The organism is Cohnella hashimotonis (assembly GCF_030014955.1).
GTDB lineage: Bacteria > Bacillota > Bacilli > Paenibacillales > Paenibacillaceae > Cohnella > Cohnella hashimotonis.
Genome location: NZ_JAGRPV010000001.1, coordinates 7,860,764 through 7,877,048, shown reverse-complemented (window position 1 = coordinate 7,877,048; position 16,285 = coordinate 7,860,764). Strand labels below are relative to the sequence as shown.

At 56.0% G+C, this 16,285-nt stretch carries 21 protein-coding genes and 1 tRNA gene; 7 read left to right on the top strand and 15 right to left on the bottom strand.

What is annotated here, in order from left to right; genetic code table 11:
* Positions 1-12 precede the first annotated feature (12 nt).
* The 7 genes from KB449_RS31450 to KB449_RS31420 all read right to left on the bottom strand — a co-directional run bounded on the left by KB449_RS31450 (position 13) and on the right by KB449_RS31420 (position 6,943).
* Positions 13-918, bottom strand: coding sequence for a DUF2232 domain-containing protein (locus KB449_RS31450; protein ID WP_282912110.1), 906 nt, complete (start codon positions 916-918; stop codon positions 13-15).
* A 7-nt stretch (positions 919-925) separates the two neighbouring features.
* On the bottom strand, positions 926-1,228 hold the full coding sequence (locus tag KB449_RS31445) for a MazG-like family protein (RefSeq protein ID WP_177244283.1): 303 nt from the start codon (positions 1,226-1,228) through the stop codon (positions 926-928).
* Between the two features lie 297 nt (positions 1,229-1,525).
* The gene (locus tag KB449_RS31440) at positions 1,526-3,559 is read right to left on the bottom strand and encodes an amidohydrolase family protein (RefSeq protein WP_282912109.1); all 2,034 of its coding nucleotides are present in this window, start codon (positions 3,557-3,559) and stop codon (positions 1,526-1,528) included.
* Between the two features lie 64 nt (positions 3,560-3,623).
* Complete coding sequence (locus KB449_RS31435; RefSeq protein ID WP_282912108.1) at positions 3,624-4,064, bottom strand: CBS domain-containing protein; 441 nt, start codon at positions 4,062-4,064, stop codon at positions 3,624-3,626.
* 166 nt (positions 4,065-4,230) lie between these two features.
* Positions 4,231-5,820 (bottom strand): methyl-accepting chemotaxis protein, encoded by a 1,590-nt coding sequence (locus KB449_RS31430; RefSeq protein WP_282912107.1) that lies wholly within the window; start codon positions 5,818-5,820, stop codon positions 4,231-4,233.
* Between the two features lie 44 nt (positions 5,821-5,864).
* Positions 5,865-6,293 carry a chemotaxis protein CheW gene (locus KB449_RS31425; protein ID WP_282912106.1) on the bottom strand — a complete coding sequence of 143 codons (429 nt, stop codon included), beginning with the start codon at positions 6,291-6,293 and terminating at the stop codon, positions 5,865-5,867.
* Complete coding sequence (locus KB449_RS31420; RefSeq protein ID WP_282912105.1) at positions 6,293-6,943, bottom strand: HD-GYP domain-containing protein; 651 nt, start codon at positions 6,941-6,943, stop codon at positions 6,293-6,295. Before KB449_RS31420 ends, KB449_RS31425 begins: the two co-directional genes overlap by 1 nt.
* A 148-nt stretch (positions 6,944-7,091) precedes the next feature.
* Here KB449_RS31420 and KB449_RS31415 point away from each other — a divergent pair, with 148 nt between their 5' ends.
* Positions 7,092-8,060 (top strand): tyrosine-type recombinase/integrase, encoded by a 969-nt coding sequence (locus tag KB449_RS31415; protein WP_282912104.1) that lies wholly within the window; start codon positions 7,092-7,094, stop codon positions 8,058-8,060.
* Positions 8,061-8,389: 329 nt separating this feature from the next.
* Here KB449_RS31415 and rpsR read toward each other — a convergent pair whose 3' ends face one another.
* The 3 genes from rpsR to rpsF form a co-directional block, all read right to left on the bottom strand.
* Positions 8,390-8,722, bottom strand: coding sequence for a 30S ribosomal protein S18 (gene rpsR / locus KB449_RS31410; protein WP_217596509.1), 333 nt, complete (start codon positions 8,720-8,722; stop codon positions 8,390-8,392).
* A 23-nt stretch (positions 8,723-8,745) separates the two neighbouring features.
* Positions 8,746-9,297 carry a single-stranded DNA-binding protein gene (gene ssb, locus KB449_RS31405; RefSeq protein ID WP_282912103.1) on the bottom strand — a complete coding sequence of 184 codons (552 nt, stop codon included), beginning with the start codon at positions 9,295-9,297 and terminating at the stop codon, positions 8,746-8,748.
* Positions 9,298-9,378: 81 nt separating this feature from the next.
* On the bottom strand, positions 9,379-9,663 hold the full coding sequence (gene rpsF / locus KB449_RS31400; protein WP_271751162.1) for a 30S ribosomal protein S6: 285 nt from the start codon (positions 9,661-9,663) through the stop codon (positions 9,379-9,381).
* A gap of 170 nt (positions 9,664-9,833) precedes the next feature.
* On the opposite strand from rpsF, the gene KB449_RS31395 reads away from it, so the two are divergent.
* The 5 genes from KB449_RS31395 to KB449_RS31375 all read left to right on the top strand — a co-directional run bounded on the left by KB449_RS31395 (position 9,834) and on the right by KB449_RS31375 (position 13,176).
* Positions 9,834-10,019, top strand: a complete 186-nt coding sequence (locus tag KB449_RS31395) for a YjzC family protein (protein ID WP_282912102.1) — start codon at positions 9,834-9,836, stop codon at positions 10,017-10,019.
* Between the two features lie 404 nt (positions 10,020-10,423).
* Positions 10,424-10,786, top strand: a complete 363-nt coding sequence (locus tag KB449_RS31390; protein WP_282912101.1) for a hypothetical protein — start codon at positions 10,424-10,426, stop codon at positions 10,784-10,786.
* Between the two features lie 357 nt (positions 10,787-11,143).
* Positions 11,144-11,638: a cation:proton antiporter regulatory subunit gene (locus tag KB449_RS31385; protein WP_282912100.1), complete on the top strand. Its 495-nt coding sequence runs from the start codon at positions 11,144-11,146 to the stop codon at positions 11,636-11,638.
* 1 nt (position 11,639) lies between these two features.
* Entirely contained in the window at positions 11,640-12,851 is a 1,212-nt protein-coding gene (locus tag KB449_RS31380; protein ID WP_282912099.1) for a cation:proton antiporter, read from the top strand.
* Between the two features lie 70 nt (positions 12,852-12,921).
* Positions 12,922-13,176: a hypothetical protein gene (locus KB449_RS31375; protein WP_282912098.1), complete on the top strand. Its 255-nt coding sequence runs from the start codon at positions 12,922-12,924 to the stop codon at positions 13,174-13,176.
* A 270-nt stretch (positions 13,177-13,446) separates the two neighbouring features.
* Here KB449_RS31375 and KB449_RS31370 read toward each other — a convergent pair.
* The 4 genes from KB449_RS31370 to KB449_RS31355 all read right to left on the bottom strand — a co-directional run bounded on the left by KB449_RS31370 (position 13,447) and on the right by KB449_RS31355 (position 15,043).
* Positions 13,447-13,537: transfer RNA gene (locus tag KB449_RS31370), tRNA-Ser, on the bottom strand.
* A gap of 93 nt (positions 13,538-13,630) precedes the next feature.
* Entirely contained in the window at positions 13,631-13,861 is a 231-nt protein-coding gene (locus tag KB449_RS31365; protein ID WP_282912097.1) for a DUF951 domain-containing protein, read from the bottom strand.
* 3 nt (positions 13,862-13,864) lie between these two features.
* Positions 13,865-14,782, bottom strand: coding sequence for a mechanosensitive ion channel family protein (locus tag KB449_RS31360; protein ID WP_282912096.1), 918 nt, complete (start codon positions 14,780-14,782; stop codon positions 13,865-13,867).
* Between the two features lie 15 nt (positions 14,783-14,797).
* A complete protein-coding gene (locus KB449_RS31355; RefSeq protein WP_282912095.1) occupies positions 14,798-15,043 on the bottom strand; it encodes a putative Se/S carrier protein in 246 nt (81 codons plus the stop codon).
* A 109-nt stretch (positions 15,044-15,152) separates the two neighbouring features.
* Here KB449_RS31355 and yyaC point away from each other — a divergent pair, with 109 nt between their 5' ends.
* Positions 15,153-15,770: a spore protease YyaC gene (yyaC, locus tag KB449_RS31350; protein WP_434082535.1), complete on the top strand. Its 618-nt coding sequence runs from the start codon at positions 15,153-15,155 to the stop codon at positions 15,768-15,770.
* Here yyaC and KB449_RS31345 read toward each other — a convergent pair.
* The gene (locus KB449_RS31345; protein ID WP_282912953.1) at positions 15,745-16,227 is read right to left on the bottom strand and encodes a DUF4446 family protein; all 483 of its coding nucleotides are present in this window, start codon (positions 16,225-16,227) and stop codon (positions 15,745-15,747) included. The genes yyaC and KB449_RS31345 overlap by 26 nt on opposite strands.
* Positions 16,228-16,285 lie beyond the last annotated feature (58 nt).

Sequence of the window (16,285 nt, the reverse complement as noted above, 5' to 3'; positions counted from 1 at the left end):
GGCTTCGCTCCCCTACTTCTTGTCGAAATATCGGCGCAGCGGAAACGCCGTATCCAGCAGACCGATCAAATACAACGGTTGAATGAGAAACAGCGGGATCGCGATCAGAACAGGGACGATATTCGACCACTTTTTCTGATGCGCCAGATAAAAGAAGAACGCGAGCGCCTGGATGCGGAACAAAAAGTCCAGCACGGGCACGGCATTGTCCGATGCCACCGCCCAGAAGTTGGAACTGCCCGCCGGCATGGAGAACTGAATGATCCATACGATCACGTACAGCAGCACTGTGCTCTTGGGCAGCATCCAGCTGCGCATCGGCGTAAGCCCGGACACGACGATGCCGGACCAGGCGAGCACCTTGCGCGAGATGCCGTGCGTGATGATCGCCAGCAGGAACGAGCACAGCATGAGCAGCATCGGCAGCAGACGCACGACGGCCTCGCCGAAGGCCTGCGCCGTGCCCGTCCAGTCTCCCGTCAGCATGTTGCTGGCCTGGAGCTCCTGGATGCGCTCGTCCAGGAAGGATGCGAGCTGCGCAGTGAAGTCGATGTCGTACTGAATCGAGAATAGCGTGAGCTCGGTCACCAACTGCGCGAGCAGGATGATGAACCCCACCGTGACGACGGTTTTTGCCGCGACCCGCTTTTTGTATAAATGCCCCATGACGATCGAAGGCACGAGAAAGAAAAAGCCGAACGTCAACGCCAGCGCCCCGGAGCTGCCGAGGATGAGGAAGGCCAGAACGGCGACGCAGGCGATATGGACGGCAAACGAAACGGGTCGCAGCATCGTATAGAGCACGACCATCGGCGTCATCAACAGAAATATCGTTATACCGCTCAACGGGGTAGCGACGCTGAGCAGCATCAGCAGCGCCACGGCACTCCAGGCCAGCGACTTCAAGGCCGTGTTCAACGAGTTTTCACCTCTTGCGAATGTGTTCTTCCAGTGCCGAGAGATCGCGGTATTGATCCTCCAGCTGATGTCCCTCCTGCTTCAGACGGCTAAGCTTGTCTTCGACCGCCTTGTCGAGGTCGCGGTAGGAAATGCCCAGCCGGCGGCCAAGGATGTATGCGCTCGCGATGAGCCCGGACAGACTGTCCGTGATTCGCGCAGTGCTGCCTTCCCACATGGCCTTGAACAGACGGGATACCTGGTCCAGCACCTCACTCTTAAGCCATTCGATAGACCGGGCTCTCCCGGCGACATCCAGATTCTGATCGATTGAAGACAAGTCGTGTCCCTCCTCGGAAAAAATCCCTGTCTGACCGCTGCCGCATGCGAATATCGCGCTAAAGCTGTATCCAACATTATAGCACATAAACTCGCCGCTCCCACAATGGCATTTGCTAGTCTAACGCGGCATGCGCAAGGTTTCGGGCCGCCAATTATTGCTTCCTTCCCAGCTCTTGACCTTCGCCGAAAAACAAAAAGCTGCCCCGGGCCGGTCGCCGGATGCAGCTTTTTCGGTTGCCGTCCGCCTCCGCGAAGGCGGCTGGCCAAGCATGCGCATGACGCTGCGCTATTCCAGCCTGACGGCGGTCCAGGCCTGCTGTCCGCTCTCGCGCACCTCCATGCCCAGCCGCTTCAGCACGGCCAGCGGCACATAGTCCCGGCTGCCGATCGAGAGCAGCTCGGCCTCTCCCCCCGGCCAAGCCAGCCGGTGCCCGCGCTCCAGCATCAATTCGCCCGGACCGGGCCCTGTCCGGGCTGCGGCCGCGGACGAGGCGCCTTCAGCCGGAACGGCTTGACCGCCGCCCAACGCCATACCGCCGCGGTCCGGGCTGTCGCTTGCAGCCGCCTCGAACATATGCGAACGCCCGTCCCAGCTCAGCGTGTAGCCTAGCGACTTCAGCACGCGAACGTCAGCATAGGGCTTGCCGCGATAGGATACCGCCGGCACCGAAGTCCGCGACGACGACGAAGCCAGCTCGATTACGCCCGCTCCCCTTGCCGGCACGCGAACAAATTCGCTTCGAATCGGCTCGCCCTCGCGCACATTCTTGTGCAGTCCCTGGCCGTCCAGCGCGATCCGGCCGCCGATCAGCACGTAGCGGATTCCTGCGGAGGGCAGCTCCGGCCGCTCGACCGTAGACCGGTCCCCGATTTTCCCGTAGTCGAAGATGACGATATCCGCATCCATCCCAGGCGCGATCCGCCCTTTTTTCCGCAGCGCCGGGACTTGCCGCTCGAGACGCCGGGCCGGCATCAGGGACATCTTCGCCACGGCGTCCATCAGCGAGATGACGCGATGCTCGCGAACGTACAAGCCGACGGTCCGGGCGAACGTGCCCGATGCCCGCGGATGATTGTTGTTGCCTGGCTCCAGAATGGCGTCGCTGCCGATCATGACGAAGGGCGCGGCTAGCGAATCCTCGATATCCTGCTCGGGGATGGCATAGGCGACGGCAAGCTTCCCTTCCTTTTTAAACGTGCCGAATGTCGTCTCTGTCAGCCGCTCTGAGGTGCCGGCAATTTGCAGGTCCTTGTAGGTGATTCTAAAGCGCTCCTGCCATCCCTCGTCGAACCGCGCCGAGTTGAGATACGTCCCCCAGTAGTCGTAGGGGTAGGTGCAAGCGGTGATGTCCAGCCCCTCCGCGCGAGCCTTCGCCAGCATGTCGAGCGACTGCTTCATGGAGAACGTGCCGCCCGTGCTGTTGATGTGATCGATGTGGACCGAGGCGCCTGTCTCCCGCGCGTAGTCAATGATCTCATTCATCGCATCGATATTCGTGCCCGGCTCGGTCATGTCGGAGTATCTGGCGTGAAAATAAACCGGCACGTTGTACTTGTAAGCGAGCCGCATGAGCGGCAGCACCTCGTCCGCGCCGATGCCCGGCACGTACTCCAGGCTGAACGAGATGCCGAGCACGCCGTCCAGCAGCGCTTGCTCCGCCTCGGCCGCAAGGCGCCGGGTCTGTGCCGCGGTCGCAGGCGTATACAGGCCGATGCCCTGTTTGTTGCGCGCCTTCGTATAGAAAAAGGAAGCGCCGTAGTGGAGCGGCGTCTCCGCGCGTTCATAGTAGGGATACCATTTGCGCGGCGCATCCGTGCCGCCATGCATGGCGATGTTCGCCGTGACGCCGTCGGCAATCTTGTTCCAGACGCCGAGCGGGTTCGGGTCATAGGACAGATTGTCGATAAAGCCCGGCGCGACGACGAGCCCGCGCGCGTCGATGGTCCGGCTCCCTTTGACCGGATGGTCCGTTACCAGCGCGATACGGCCGTCTTGGACAGCGACGTTGACGCCCCTGCGGTCTAGCCCCGTCTCCGGATTGATCACCCTGCCGCCTACGATAACGGTGTCGTACACGCGAGCCAGCTCCGCTTTGGTAGGCTCGGTCAGCACGGGGGACGGCATCGCCCCGACTGGCGCGCTGCTCCCTACGCTTTGGACCGCCGGTGCCGCTTTTTCCGAACGACTCAAAGAAGCGGCTTCCCGTGCCGGATACCCGAACGGACTGCCGCTTCCTTTTACAGCCGCGACAGCGATCGAAGCCGCCGCGAGGGCCGCGATCGAATAGCCGATCGCTTTCCATGGTTTCTTTTTATTCATGCGGGATGCCTCCAAGGTAGCTTCGAATGGCGCCCGCTGCTTGCGATGCCATCCTTTTCCACCTTTAAGCTTCCCGTTTTACCTTTTTATCATCCGTGCCGTGTCCAATCAGCGATCCGGCGCAATAGTCAATGATATCGCTGCGACGAACGATGCCGATGAACGCGCTGGTGTCGTCCACGACGGGGACAAAGTTCTGGCCCTTGGCGAGCGAGATGAGATCTTCCATATTGGCATCGATCGGTACCGGCTTGTTCGTCGTTCGCAGCGGCACTTCAGATAATGGAATGCGAGCGGTTTGCTCGAATGATAGCCCTTCGCGATTTTTGAGATACCATAATAAATCGCCTTCCGTAACGGTCCCGACGTACTTCCCGTCATCGCCGAGCACAGGCACGGCCGTATAGCGATGGCGCTCCATCCGCTCGAGCGTCTGACGCAGCGTGGCGTTCGAAGGCAGGCATACGACCTCCTGCTTCGGCAGGAGGAAAAACGCAATATTCATTTGTTCCTCTCCTCTAGCGCGTTGCGATTCGAATCCACCCCATTATACCATGCGGTTTGAAGTGACTCCAAGGACGTTGACGCCAGCCGCGCCAGATCGATCCAGCCGATGTATCGGCCATGAATCCTCGCATAAAAAATCCGCGAACGAGTCGCGGACCGATCCGTCAGGCCGTCTTGAAAATAGAAACCGCGCGGTGCAGATCCTCTGCCAGCACAGCCAGCGATTGCGCTGCTGCGGCCGTCTCTTCGCTGGCCGCGGCAGATTGCTGGCTTGCGTTCGAGATGCTCTCTACGGAGCCGAGTACGCTCGCCGTCTGCGCAGACTGTTGTTCGCTTGCGGCCGCGATCTCGGACATCATATGACTTGTTTTGTTTACAAGTCCGCTGATACCTTCGAACGCTTCGCCCGTGCTTCTGGAATACCCCGCGCAATCCTGCACGGCGCCGACGCTGCTTTTCGTATTTTGCTGCATGCCTTTGATAATCTGCGTGATTTGCTTGGTCGCCTCCGTGCTCCGCTCGGCCAGCTTCCGCACCTCGTCGGCGACAACCGCGAAGCCGCGTCCTTGCTCTCCCGCTCTTGCTGCCTCGATCGCCGCATTCAACGCGAGCAGATTCGTCTGATCCGCGATATCGTCGATGACTTCGATAATTTCTCCGATCAGGTTGGAATCTTCCTCGAGACGCGCCATGCTTTCTTCGACCTTGCTCATGCTGTCGACAGATGCTTGAATGATCTCTCCTCCGTCCTGCGCTTTCTTCATCATCGTATCAGAGATTTCGTACGCCTTTTCTGTATTCCCTGCCACCGTATGTATGGCGGAGGAGAGATCCTTGAACAACTCGCTGATCGATATGGCGGAATTCGCCTGACTCATGCTGCCGCTGGCTACCTCTTCCGTACTCGCCGAGATTTCTTGCGAGGCTGCCGACAGATTCTGTGCGCTGTCCGCTATGGACTGCACGGTCGCCCGGAGCTTGATCACTGTCGTATTGGCGGCATCGGCCAGGATTCCTATTTCGTCCTTCGTGCGGATGTCGAGCGTATCTCTCAGATCGCCGTCGGCCATGCGTTTGAGCAGATCGACGACCTTCGCAATCGGGCCGGATATGATCCTGGCGATCCAATAGCCAAAACCTATGCTGATCAAGACGCCCAGCACGATGATGACGATCGTCGTGATCTTGACCGAATTATAGTTTTTCTCGCCGCTGTTTCTCGCGGCTTCAGCTTCCTTTATGTTGATATCGACGAGCTCCGCCAGCTGGGCCATGAAGGCTTGGGCAGCGTTTGTATAATCGCCGTCGATGAGCGCGATCATTTCGTCGTACGCCCCGGCGTGGTCCAGATCCAACAGCTTCTGCGTCCACTTTTGATATTGTGCCCATCCGTCCAGCAAGGGACCGACTTTGCTGCTGGACGCTTCCGACAATTTTGTTTTTTGAAATGCGTCCAAACCGTCTTGTACCAGCTTTTGCGTATCGGTTATTTTATCGCGCACGGTCTGTTTCGCCGTTTCGGTTTTTGTCATGTAAAGCTTGCGCACCTGCGACCGTACTTCGTTTAAATTCGACTGAGCTTTCAATAGCTGTTGAACAGCCATAAGCTGATTGTCATACATATCCTTCAGGTTGGCATTGCTCGTTCCAAGCCCGTTCAATCCGTATACACCGACGATCGCCATCAGCATTGCCATCACGATAAACGAAGCAATCAGCTTTGCGCTCGTTTTCAAATCGTAAAACCATTTCATGCTCTGCACCCCGTATGCTCGTTATATTCTGCGTTGCCTTCTGATTAGGCGTAGAGACCCGCAATTACTTTTTCCATGCTGATAATTCCGACAAGGCCGTCGACATGCTTGCCTATCGCGACTAGGCTGGATTGCTTCTGATTGAGGGATCCTTCGTTTTTTTGAATGTGCTCGAAGGTCAGCACGCTGCTCACCTGATCCACGATCATGCCGATCGCGGCCGTCCCTTGCTGCACGACAACGATTCTCGTAAGCTTATCTTCCGTTTTTTCGGGAAGGCCGAATAACTTCCTTATGCAAATGACCGGGAGAATACTGCCCCGAAGGCTGGTTAGGCCTTGTACATAATAAGGAGCGTCCGGCATCGGCGTTATATTCTGCATGCGGATAATCTCCTGGATCTCCGATATGCGAATGGCATAACGCTGTCCTGCCAGACCGCATTCAACGTACTGCTCTCTTGCGCTTTGCATTACAGTGCTGCTCCTCCCTGGTCGTCTGGCCGGCTTCGGACAGGCGCCTCATAGAAGATGCGGACCTGGTCGGCAATCGATGCGAAACATTCGACGATAGGCAAGCTGAATTGCGTTCCAGCATAGGCAAATAGTTCCGAGATCGCTTCTTCGATCGGCTTGCCTTCACGATAAGGCCGGTCTACGACCATGCTATCGAAGGCATCCAGAACGCTGCATACAGTGGCGCCATAGGGAATGTGCTGTCCTCTTAACTTTGATGGGTAGCCTGTACCATCCCATCTTTCGTGATGGTGACGGATGACATGCATCGTCGTCAGACCGATATTTTCGTGACGAAGCAAATATGCCCCCAACTGAGGGTGTTCTTTAATTAGCTCCCACTCCTTGCTGGTGAGAGGCTTCATTGAATCGAGGATTTCATTGGGGATCATCAGCTTGCCGATATCGTGCAGCAGGCACCCGCCCACGATTTCCTGCCGGTCCCTGTCGGCGATCGGCAATAGCGATGTCAGTTTCTCCGCCAGCCAAGCCACCCTTAAACTATGCCTGTAGGTATCGATATGCTTGTCCTTCAAGGTTTCCAGCCAATTTATCGTCATGCCGGGTTCGGGCGTTAGCTTGTTCAGCATTAAGACGGTATTGTGCATGTGGCCTCCGAATTTAAATTTTTTCGGCAAAAAGCCGTTGAAATAAAAAAGAATATTCGTTCTTCAATTCTCCTCCCTTTTTGTTTATCAGATACGATACAAACGTCGGACAATTATAGTTGTACGACCCATGAAAGGAAGGCTATGTATGTTGGAATACGCTTCAGCGACCTTGACCGAAGATGAATCGAGTGGCGTGCAAACGATGGATGATCATGCTGTTGTTGATATTTTTTTGTCTCTCTTTGAAAAATCGATCCATACGCAGCGGAATTACCGCAGGGCGATTCAACAATTCCGGGAGTTTTTAGGCGAAACTTCTTTATCTAAGGTTACATGGAGGGATATTGAATTATTTAAGCTGGGTTTGACCCGAGGAACGCTGAATCGCACCAAAAAACCGTTATCGGCGGCAAGCGTAGCTGCTCTTATTGCACCGCTAAAATCGCTTTACAAATGGGGAAGCGATCCCAATATCGGCGTCTTTCTTAAAAACCCAACGACTTCCGTGAAGCTTCCTTCCGTAAAAGTAACGAGCGCCCGCCACTTTCTGACGCTCGAAGAACTCCAAATCCTTCTGAACGCGCTTCGGGCTCAAAGCATCCGCAATTATTTAATCGGTCTCTGCCTGGCTACGCTCGGGCTGCGGATTTCCGAATTAGCGGCCATTCGGCATTCGCACTTTCACTTTAATCCCTCGGAAACAACGGTATGGCTGACAGTTATCGCGGGAAAAGGCGGGAAAAGCAGAGAGATCAAGGTGCCAAGCCAACTATGGAAGCACCTGTCCGAATATATGAAATCGGGTGCCGACGGGATATACGGGGAAGGCGTGTCTTCTAAGCTATTTAATCTGTCTCCGAGGCACATTGAACGTATTATTAAAGCTGCCTCGACAGTTCTGCACGGTAAAACCCCTACGCCGCATTGGCTCCGGCATACAAGCGCGACGCTCGCCCTGCTCGGCGGCGCTTCGCTTCAGCAAGTACAGGAGACTTTGGGGCATACGCATATCAACACGACTCAGCGGTATCTCCATACGGTCGAGCAAATTAAGAAATCAGCTACCGAATTTGTCGAGGAAAGCATAACGGGATTGGCGAGCGAGGAGAAATAATCTTTTTTATGGTTTGCTGCAATATATATTGTCGGATTATGTCTATTGTCCTATAATGTATTGTAGGATTTTGTTTTTTTTGGTATAAAATTAGGCCCTATGTCGTACAACTATAATTGTACGACCATCGTTTTTACATAAGCAGTATACGTCATTAAGCCCTTACCCATACAGCGTAAATTACTCTCAAAACAAGCAAATCCCCGATTCTGCTGCAATTGCAGAAGTCGGGGATTTTTATCTTAATCCTGGAAAATGCATATAAAAAGGGCTATGCCCTTATGGAGGACATAGCCCTGGCTTGAACGCAGCCTATACGGTCACCCGACTCAGTCGGTGGTGTAAGGCAGCAGCGCCATTTGGCGGGAGCGCTTGATCGCAACCGTCAGCATGCGTTGGTACTTGGCCTTCGTGCCCGTCACACGGCGAGGCAGGATCTTGCCGCGCTCGGAGATGAACTTGCGGAGCAGGTCCAGGTCCTTGTAGTCGACGTGCGTAATCTTGTTAACCGTGAAGTAGCAAACTTTGCGGCGCTTGTTGCGTCCGCGACGGAACTTGCGGGGCTCGCGTTGTTCGCGATCGCCGCCTCCGCCCGGTCCGCGGTTCTCGCGGGGCGTATACGTGCGCTCTTCACGAGCGGCTGGTGCTTGTTGTTCGCTCATTTATAGTACCGTCCTTCCCTGTCTTAGAATGGCAAATCATCGTCCGATATATCGATCGGCTTGCCGTCGTCCGCGAATGGATCCGATTGGTTGTTGCCGCCTCTGGAGCCGGAGCTGCGGCCGCCGCCGGAGTTGCCTCCGCCGTACCCGCCGCCACCGCCGTATCCTCCGCCGCTATTGCCGCCGCCACCACCGTTACCGCCTCCGCCGTACTCGTCCCGTCCTTGCGATCCGCCTTCGCGGTTCGGCGATTCGAGGAAGCGTACGTTGTCTGCGATGACTTCGGTGACATAGACGCGGCGACCTTCGTTATTCTCGTAGTTGCGCACTTGAATGCGCCCCTCGACGGCGGCCAGACGGCCCTTCCGAAGGTAGTTCGCGCACGTCTCCGCCAGTTGGCGCCAAGTGACGACAGGAATGAAGTCCGCCTCGCGTTCGCGTTCGCCCCCGCCGGAATCGCGGGAGAACGGGCGGTCTACAGCCAGCGTAAATTGGGCTACGGCCACGCCTGCAGGCGTGTAGCGAAGCTCGGGATCTTTGGTTAAGCGTCCGATCAGAATAACACGGTTCAACATCTTCGGTCCCCTCCTGCGAGTGACGACTTGAACGGCGTTAACCGCCGGGTATTGCGTGCTGTGCTGACTTAAGCGACTGCCTTAAGCGACATCGCGTACGACGATGTGACGAATGACTTCGTCCGTGATCTTGAGTACGCGTTCCAGTTCGGTGACCACAGCCGGCTCGGCCGTGAAGTGAACCAGCACATACGTCCCGTCGCGGTGCTTGTTGATCTCATAAGCGAGGCGCTTCTTGCCTTGTACCTCGTGCTTCGTGAGCTCGCCGCCGTTCGCGATGATGCCCTGGAATTTCTCCGTGACAGCTTGAACGGACTCTTGGTCCACGTCCGGACGAATGATGTACATCAACTCGTAGTTGCGCATCTTCGTTACCTCCTTTTGGTCTTTGGCCCCCCAATTCGATACCGCGGAACCTGTCCACGGCTGAGGAGCAAGGAGTATGCCTTTTTATCGCATACCTGAATACTTTATCACATTCGCCCGCATACCGCAAGGTTTTTCCCGCAACACTAAGGCCTGGAGGTGATCATCAGATGGGTGAACAAACGCAGTTCGAGCCGGGCGACCGCGCGCCGAACGACGGTCATTACATGGAAGTCGGCGAAGACGCTTTTCACATGAACATCGAGGATCCGAAGCATGTCAAGCTGGAGAAGGGCGAGCGGTTCCCGGAGACCACGAATCACAACCGCAAGTGGAAAAAGGTGAAGCAATTTTAAAGCGGCGCGTATATCGAACCCCGAAGGCGGACATTCTAATTACCGGCGACGAACAGAGAGGTGTTGGTTCCGTTGAACCTTTGCAGGCAACAACCCGCAGGAGGAACGTCGAAGACGGAGTAGGAAGCGAGGGGTTGTGTCGCAGACATGGTCTTGCAATACACGTTATCGCGTTAGCGAACCTTCAAGTAGCCGAAGCGCCGGGATGAACCGGCAACGTCACGCACGACAGGAAGTCCAGCTTCGATTAACGTCGCCCGGAGGACCCCGCAAGGGGTCTTTCGTCATTTATGCGCTTATCGTCTTGGAGACGGCAGCGGACAACCCCTCAAGCTTTCGTTTTGATACCAACGGTTAAACTGTGCTAAACTATGGTTAAGTTATTGTTAAAAGGGGGGCTGCCGATGACTAAAATGAATCCGACGCGCTCTGCCGGCGATCTGATCGCTTGGCTGCTGCTAGCCGTATTCATGATCTTCTCTACGCCCACCCCTACCTTAGAGTCCACAGCCGGCGAATCCGCAGCTGCGGGTCTTCGCGGTACCGAATTCCATACGCATGTGCAAACCCGTACGCCTGATCCCGCCACTGCCAAGCCGCGGCCGGGTGCCCCTCTTTTGTTCCTTTTGTTCGCTCTTATCGTCCGCACCTCCAGATTGCCTTACCGTCTTCCTGCCCATCACCGCGCGCACATCGCTTCGGTGCATGTTCTGCTGCGCCGGCGCTTGCTGCGTCCGCTTCAATTTTCCTCCACGTACGTCTCCTAGTTCGTCCTCCGGGCAGCATAGCTCGCGCTTCGATTCGAGGCCGCGTGTATTTTGATCTGCCCGTCTTTGCGGCCTGCCCGTATCTGAGACCTGCTCATCTCTGAGACCTACCCATCTCTGAGACCTGCCTGTCGCTGTGGCCTGCCTGTCGCTGTGGCCTGCCAGTCGCTGTGGCCTGCCAGTCGCTGTGGCCTGCCCATCTCTGCTACCCGCCATTACCTGTGATCCGCCAACCTGCGCTTTCTCCATTTTCTTTCACGATTCTTCGCTCCATCCCGCGCCTGCCGATTTTTCGGCAGTTCATTTGCGACGGTTCCTCATAGCATTGAATTTTTGTACGCAGAAAGGATGTTGTCCATGGATATCCGAGAGACGGATCTGCCCGGCGTCGGCCGAAAGTACCGAATCCTCACCCGCAGCGGCGACCGGCTCGTTGTCGTCATTCACGACGACGGACGTCGCGAGCTTTATCATTTCGAATATGAAGACCCCGAAGACAGCATCTCCATGATCACGCTCGACGACGAAGAGGCCCGTTCGATCGCTGCAATCGTCGGCGGCATGACCTATAAGCCTCGCATGCTCGAATCGATCGAGATCGCGCTGAACGACCTCGTTATCGAGTGGTTCAAGCTAGAGCCCCGCAGCCCCTGCGTAGGCGTCTCGATCGGCGACCTCGAGATTCGCCGGCGGTCCGGCGCCACGGTCATCGCGATCGTAGAGAGAGATCATTCCAAGCACATTACGCCAGGCCCGGACTTCGTGCTTAAAGCCGACTCCATGCTTATCGCGGCCGGCGAGCGGGAAAACCTGAAGGCGCTCAAAAGCATCCTGACCGGCGGGGAGGCTTAATATGGACCATCTCGTGCTTGAAGTCGGCTTGGCCGTAGCCCTGATCGCCCTGGCTGGACTCATCTCCGCCAAGCTGCGTTTTTCCGTCATTCCGTTTTACATCCTGATCGGCATGGCCGTAGGTCCCCACTCTTTTAAGCTCTGGCATCTCGACTTCCGCTTCATCGAGAGCGCTTCGCTCATCGAGTTCATGGGGAGAATCGGCGTGCTGTTTCTCCTCTTCTATCTCGGCCTCGAGTTTTCCGTCGGCCGGTTGCTCAAATCGGGCAAGTCGATCGCGTTCGGCGGCACGATCTATATCGCGATCAACTTCACGCTTGGCTTGGGTTATGGCTTCGTGACGGGCTTCCCTCTGGCCGAGACGCTGGTTATGGCAGGCATCACCACGATCTCTTCCAGCGCGATCGTCGCCAAAGTTCTCGTCGATCTCAAACGCACGGCGAATGCAGAGACCGAACTCATCTTGGGCATCATTATGTTTGAGGACGTTTTTCTCGCCGTCTATATTTCCATCCTGTCCGGTCTCGTCCTGAGCGATTCCTCCTCGGTCTGGGGCGTCCTCGCTTCGGCGGGCATCGCCTTCGCATTCATGCTCTTCATGCTGGTCGTCGGACGAAAGTGCGTGCCGCTTCTGAACAAGGCGCTGAACGTCCGGTCCAACGAATTGTTCGGCCTGATCGTGTTCGGCGGACTGTTCCTCGTCGCAGGCTTCTCCGAGACGATCCACGTCGCAGAAGCGATCGGCGCGCTGCTGTTCGGCCTGGTACTGGCGGAGACCGAGCATATCAAGCGAATCGAGCATTTCATATTGCCCTTCCGCGATTTTTTTGGCGCGATATTCTTCTTCAGCTTCGGCTTAACGATCGATCCGCTAACGCTCGGAGACGCGCTGTGGCTGTCCTTGGGCGCCGTTGTAGTTACGCTGATCGGCAACTATGCCGCCGGCCTTCTGGCGGGCCGCAGCGCGGGCCTGTCGAGCAAGGCATCCTCCAATGTCGGCTTGACGATCGTTGCGCGCGGAGAATTTTCGATCATTATGGCTAACATGGCGAAAGCCGGCGGACTGCTCGTCGTTCTTCAGCCTTTTGCCGCCCTTTATGTGCTCATCCTGGCTATTCTAGGTCCGCTTCTCACCAAGGAATCGAAGCACATCCACAAGCTGCTCGGGAAATTGTTCAGGTGGAACCGATCGGCAGATAACCAGGCAGCCTAGCGTAATGGCCATATCCTTAAGAATCCCGATTTAAGAGCCTACCATCTCTTCACGATCAGGAGGACAAGCGATGGATATTTCCAGCAAAGCCACTCGATTCCCGCCGCTTGGATTGTCCCTTAGCCGTATGGCATGCGTGACCAGCTGTCAGGCAGCGGATATTCAAGAGGCGATCTCGGCACAGCTCAACTTAAAACGTGTATGGGCGCACGGCGATACTTTCGGCTATCCCGTGTTCCGAATCGAAGCCGTCGCGCTCTCCCGGATCGCCCGCTCCATCGACCCTGCTTGCAAGATCGAGGTAATTCCGATGAGAAGAAGATGATCCGCGCTGTATGAATCTGTATGAATAAGAAGAGACCCGGATGGTGAATTTCGGGTCTCTTCCTATTATCGCAGCGGCGTTAGCGCTGATGATCCTCTTTAGGGTTGCGGACATCAGCAGCTTGATTCGTGCGCAACGCCTTTTAATGGGTAGTCCGCCAGCTCAGCCCTTCCAATGGGCCTGCGTACGCGTATAATCGTCGCCAAACTTATGCTTTCTGATGCATCAAAAAAGCGGCTCCCGAAAGGAAACCGCTTGAGCTGTTAAGTATGGCGGAGAGGGTGGGATTCGAACCCACGCACGCCTTGCGACGCCTAGATGATTTCGAGTCAACCCCCTTGGACCACTTGGGTACCTCTCCGCAGCAAGGAATATCGTATCACAACTTCGGACAACTTGCAACCCTGTTTTGCGGTCTGATTTGGAGCTGATTTACCGATCTAGTTGTACAAACTTATTCCGTCTCTTTCTCGGGTACATCCGTATCTTCACGCGGCGCTGCCTGAAGCATTTTTTTCATGCTTTTCTCGAACTTCGCCCGAGGCAGAAGGATGCTGTGCTTGCACTTGACGCACTTGATGCGGATGTCCATGCCCATGCGGATGATCTCCATCTCGTTGGCGCCGCAGGGATGCGGCTTCTTCATCTGCACGATGTCGCCGAGTCCGAATTCCTTCCTTTCCATCCGTTAACTCCCCGCCCTCTCCATGGCCTCGATCGAATAATAACGCGGAATGCCCGCGGCTTCGAATGCCTTCTTAACCTCCGCATTCAGATGCCTGGATACGGTTGCCTGTGTATTGGGCCGGCACAGCACCGTCAGTCGCAGGATCACGTCGCTTGCGGTTACCGATTGTATGCCGAGAAACTCCGCCCTGCCTACGATATTCGTATCTTCGAACTTTGCGGCAGCATTTTTGACGATCTCCGCCATATGATCTAGGTTCTCAGTCGCCGCTACGGACACGTCCACGACGGCCAGCGCATTGTTGACCGAATAATTCGTGACATCCGAGATGTTGCCGTTCGGCAGGATGTATACCTCACCGGTCCAGCTGCGGATCCGCGTCGCGCGCAGACCGATCATTTCGACCGTCCCTTTGAACTTGCCCCCAACCTCGATCACGTCGCCGACCGAGAAATGATCCTCGAGGATCACGAAAAATCCCGTAATTACGTCCTTCACCAAGCTCTGGGCGCCAAAGCCGATCGCCAGTCCGATCACACCCGCTCCCGCGAGCAGCGGCGCAAGATTAATATTGAATTCGTTCAGCACGAGCAGCAGAACGATAAAATTAATAATATAGGTCGCTGCGTTTTTGAGCAGCTTGCCCACTGTCTGAACCCTTCTAGTTCTGAGCTTGAGTCGCCTTGATGCTTTGGGATTCATAAAGTTATCAACAAGGCGATTAATTACGATGCGAATAATCCGGCTGACGATGAGGATAACCAGAATCCGCAGAACAACCTTGAGCACGCCCATCCACATGTGGGTATCGCTTAGCGAATCCCATATATCGTTTACGAATTGCTGCCAAAGCGTTAGCTTTTTTTCAATCGTCTCCCCGGCACCTTCCAGCAAAAACGCTTGTGGATATCCGGCCATCCTCTCTCCACCTCTCTAGTCGATTCGTTCGTAGCCGCTTCCTGAAGGTCTGAACAAGCCGCGGATCTCCACCTTTTCTTCAGCGATGATTTCTTTGACTTGTTCCAGCGCCTCGCCGGGGAATTCGATCGACAGCGCACAACCCGCCGTGATCTCCTTCGGCGTCGGCCGGATATCGATCTCTACCTCCGCATATTCAAGCAGCATCTCGGCCCGAAGTGCCTGCTGCGTAGAGTCGAACGCGATCAACAATGGATCCATGGCCTCTCCCTCTTCTTGCATCGGTTGCTAGCACGCTGTCCGAACAAGTATAAAATGCCCCTCTCGTCCATATACTACTACTATTCCACGGAGGAGGCGAAGCGGACGAATGAATGGCGCTTGGGATAAAAGGGCCGGCTATGCGGCGGAAGCCACCGCGCTCTCTTTGAAAATACCCTACAACGAACCTGCCGTGATGCAGCGGCTGTCCGAGCGGCTCACGCGAGAGCTGCTTCACCTTCCCTCCGACCGGCAGATCGTCGTCGTCTGCGTCGGCACCGACAGGTCCACGGGCGACGCGCTCGGCCCGCTCGTAGGGACGACGCTCGCTAGACATGCTCAGGGCTTGTTCGATCTGTACGGGACCCTTGACGAACCCGTACACGCGATGAATTTGAGCGAGACGCTGTACAAGATCATGCGCAACTCCAAGCAGCCTTATGTAATCGCCATCGACGCCTGTCTCGGACAAGTTGCGAGCGTCGGCTGTATCCATCTTGCTTCGGGTCCCGTACGTCCGGGCGCCGGCGTGAACAAGGACTTGCCCCCGGTCGGCGATATTCATATGACGGGCATCGTAAACGTTGGCGGATTTATGGAATACTTCGTTCTTCAAAATACGAGACTCAATCTGGTCGTGAAGATGGCCGACATCATCGCCGGCTGCATCTCCACCGCCATTCGCAATATTCGCGGAGTCTCTATTCCTTACGCGCTGCCTGACTGATTGCGGCCTTCTCCTCCGGCGTCAAAGGATAGCTCGACTCTCCTCCGGACAACGGCTTCGCATACAGGAAGGTCTGCTCGCGGCTGTGAATGCCCGTCAGAACGACGCCATCCTGCTCTTCGTTGACGATCGCGACCGCAAAGCTGATCTCTCCGCCTTGATCGGAGAATGCATTGAAACGGTGAACGCCTACGCGCCCCTTGAGTGTCGCCAGGCGTTTTTCCTGATTCGCCATCGTCGCTTCCTGCACAGCTTGCTTGGCCTGCACGTCAGCCATTCGATCGTGAACCTTCATGAGAACATCTTCGAGCTGCGGCACGCCGGTCTCGCCAATCATTCTCCGTTGCGCCCGTGCGAGCTTCGACAGTTTGATGCTTAAGATAAGGACCCAGATCAACAATATAATAATCAATATGCCGGCGCCGCCAAGCGCCGCCAAGCTTGCATCTTCGTCCATCCCGTTCACGCTCGATTGCTCCTCCGCTCTCCGGATCGGGTCGGTCCCGCGGGTGCAG

Bases quoted from the DNA above. Each gene is read 5' to 3' on its own strand.
- KB449_RS31440 (WP_282912109.1), bottom strand. From the start codon at position 3,559: ATGAATAAAAAGAAACCATGGAAAGCGATCGGCTATTCGATCGCGGCC.
- KB449_RS31435 (WP_282912108.1), bottom strand. From the start codon at position 4,064: ATGAATATTGCGTTTTTCCTCCTGCCGAAGCAGGAGGTCGTATGCCTG.
- KB449_RS31430 (WP_282912107.1), bottom strand. From the start codon at position 5,820: ATGAAATGGTTTTACGATTTGAAAACGAGCGCAAAGCTGATTGCTTCG.
- KB449_RS31425 (WP_282912106.1), bottom strand. From the start codon at position 6,293: ATGCAAAGCGCAAGAGAGCAGTACGTTGAATGCGGTCTGGCAGGACAG.
- KB449_RS31420 (WP_282912105.1), bottom strand. From the start codon at position 6,943: ATGCACAATACCGTCTTAATGCTGAACAAGCTAACGCCCGAACCCGGC.
- KB449_RS31415 (WP_282912104.1), top strand. From the start codon at position 7,092: ATGTTGGAATACGCTTCAGCGACCTTGACCGAAGATGAATCGAGTGGC.
- rpsR (WP_217596509.1), bottom strand. From the start codon at position 8,722: ATGAGCGAACAACAAGCACCAGCCGCTCGTGAAGAGCGCACGTATACG.
- ssb (WP_282912103.1), bottom strand. From the start codon at position 9,297: ATGTTGAACCGTGTTATTCTGATCGGACGCTTAACCAAAGATCCCGAG.
- rpsF (WP_271751162.1), bottom strand. From the start codon at position 9,663: ATGCGCAACTACGAGTTGATGTACATCATTCGTCCGGACGTGGACCAA.
- KB449_RS31395 (WP_282912102.1), top strand. From the start codon at position 9,834: ATGGGTGAACAAACGCAGTTCGAGCCGGGCGACCGCGCGCCGAACGAC.
- KB449_RS31390 (WP_282912101.1), top strand. From the start codon at position 10,424: ATGACTAAAATGAATCCGACGCGCTCTGCCGGCGATCTGATCGCTTGG.
- KB449_RS31385 (WP_282912100.1), top strand. From the start codon at position 11,144: ATGGATATCCGAGAGACGGATCTGCCCGGCGTCGGCCGAAAGTACCGA.
- KB449_RS31380 (WP_282912099.1), top strand. From the start codon at position 11,640: ATGGACCATCTCGTGCTTGAAGTCGGCTTGGCCGTAGCCCTGATCGCC.
- KB449_RS31375 (WP_282912098.1), top strand. From the start codon at position 12,922: ATGGATATTTCCAGCAAAGCCACTCGATTCCCGCCGCTTGGATTGTCC.
- KB449_RS31365 (WP_282912097.1), bottom strand. From the start codon at position 13,861: ATGGAAAGGAAGGAATTCGGACTCGGCGACATCGTGCAGATGAAGAAG.
- KB449_RS31360 (WP_282912096.1), bottom strand. From the start codon at position 14,782: ATGGCCGGATATCCACAAGCGTTTTTGCTGGAAGGTGCCGGGGAGACG.
- KB449_RS31355 (WP_282912095.1), bottom strand. From the start codon at position 15,043: ATGGATCCATTGTTGATCGCGTTCGACTCTACGCAGCAGGCACTTCGG.
- yyaC (WP_434082535.1), top strand. From the start codon at position 15,153: ATGAATGGCGCTTGGGATAAAAGGGCCGGCTATGCGGCGGAAGCCACC.
- KB449_RS31345 (WP_282912953.1), bottom strand. From the start codon at position 16,227: ATGGACGAAGATGCAAGCTTGGCGGCGCTTGGCGGCGCCGGCATATTG.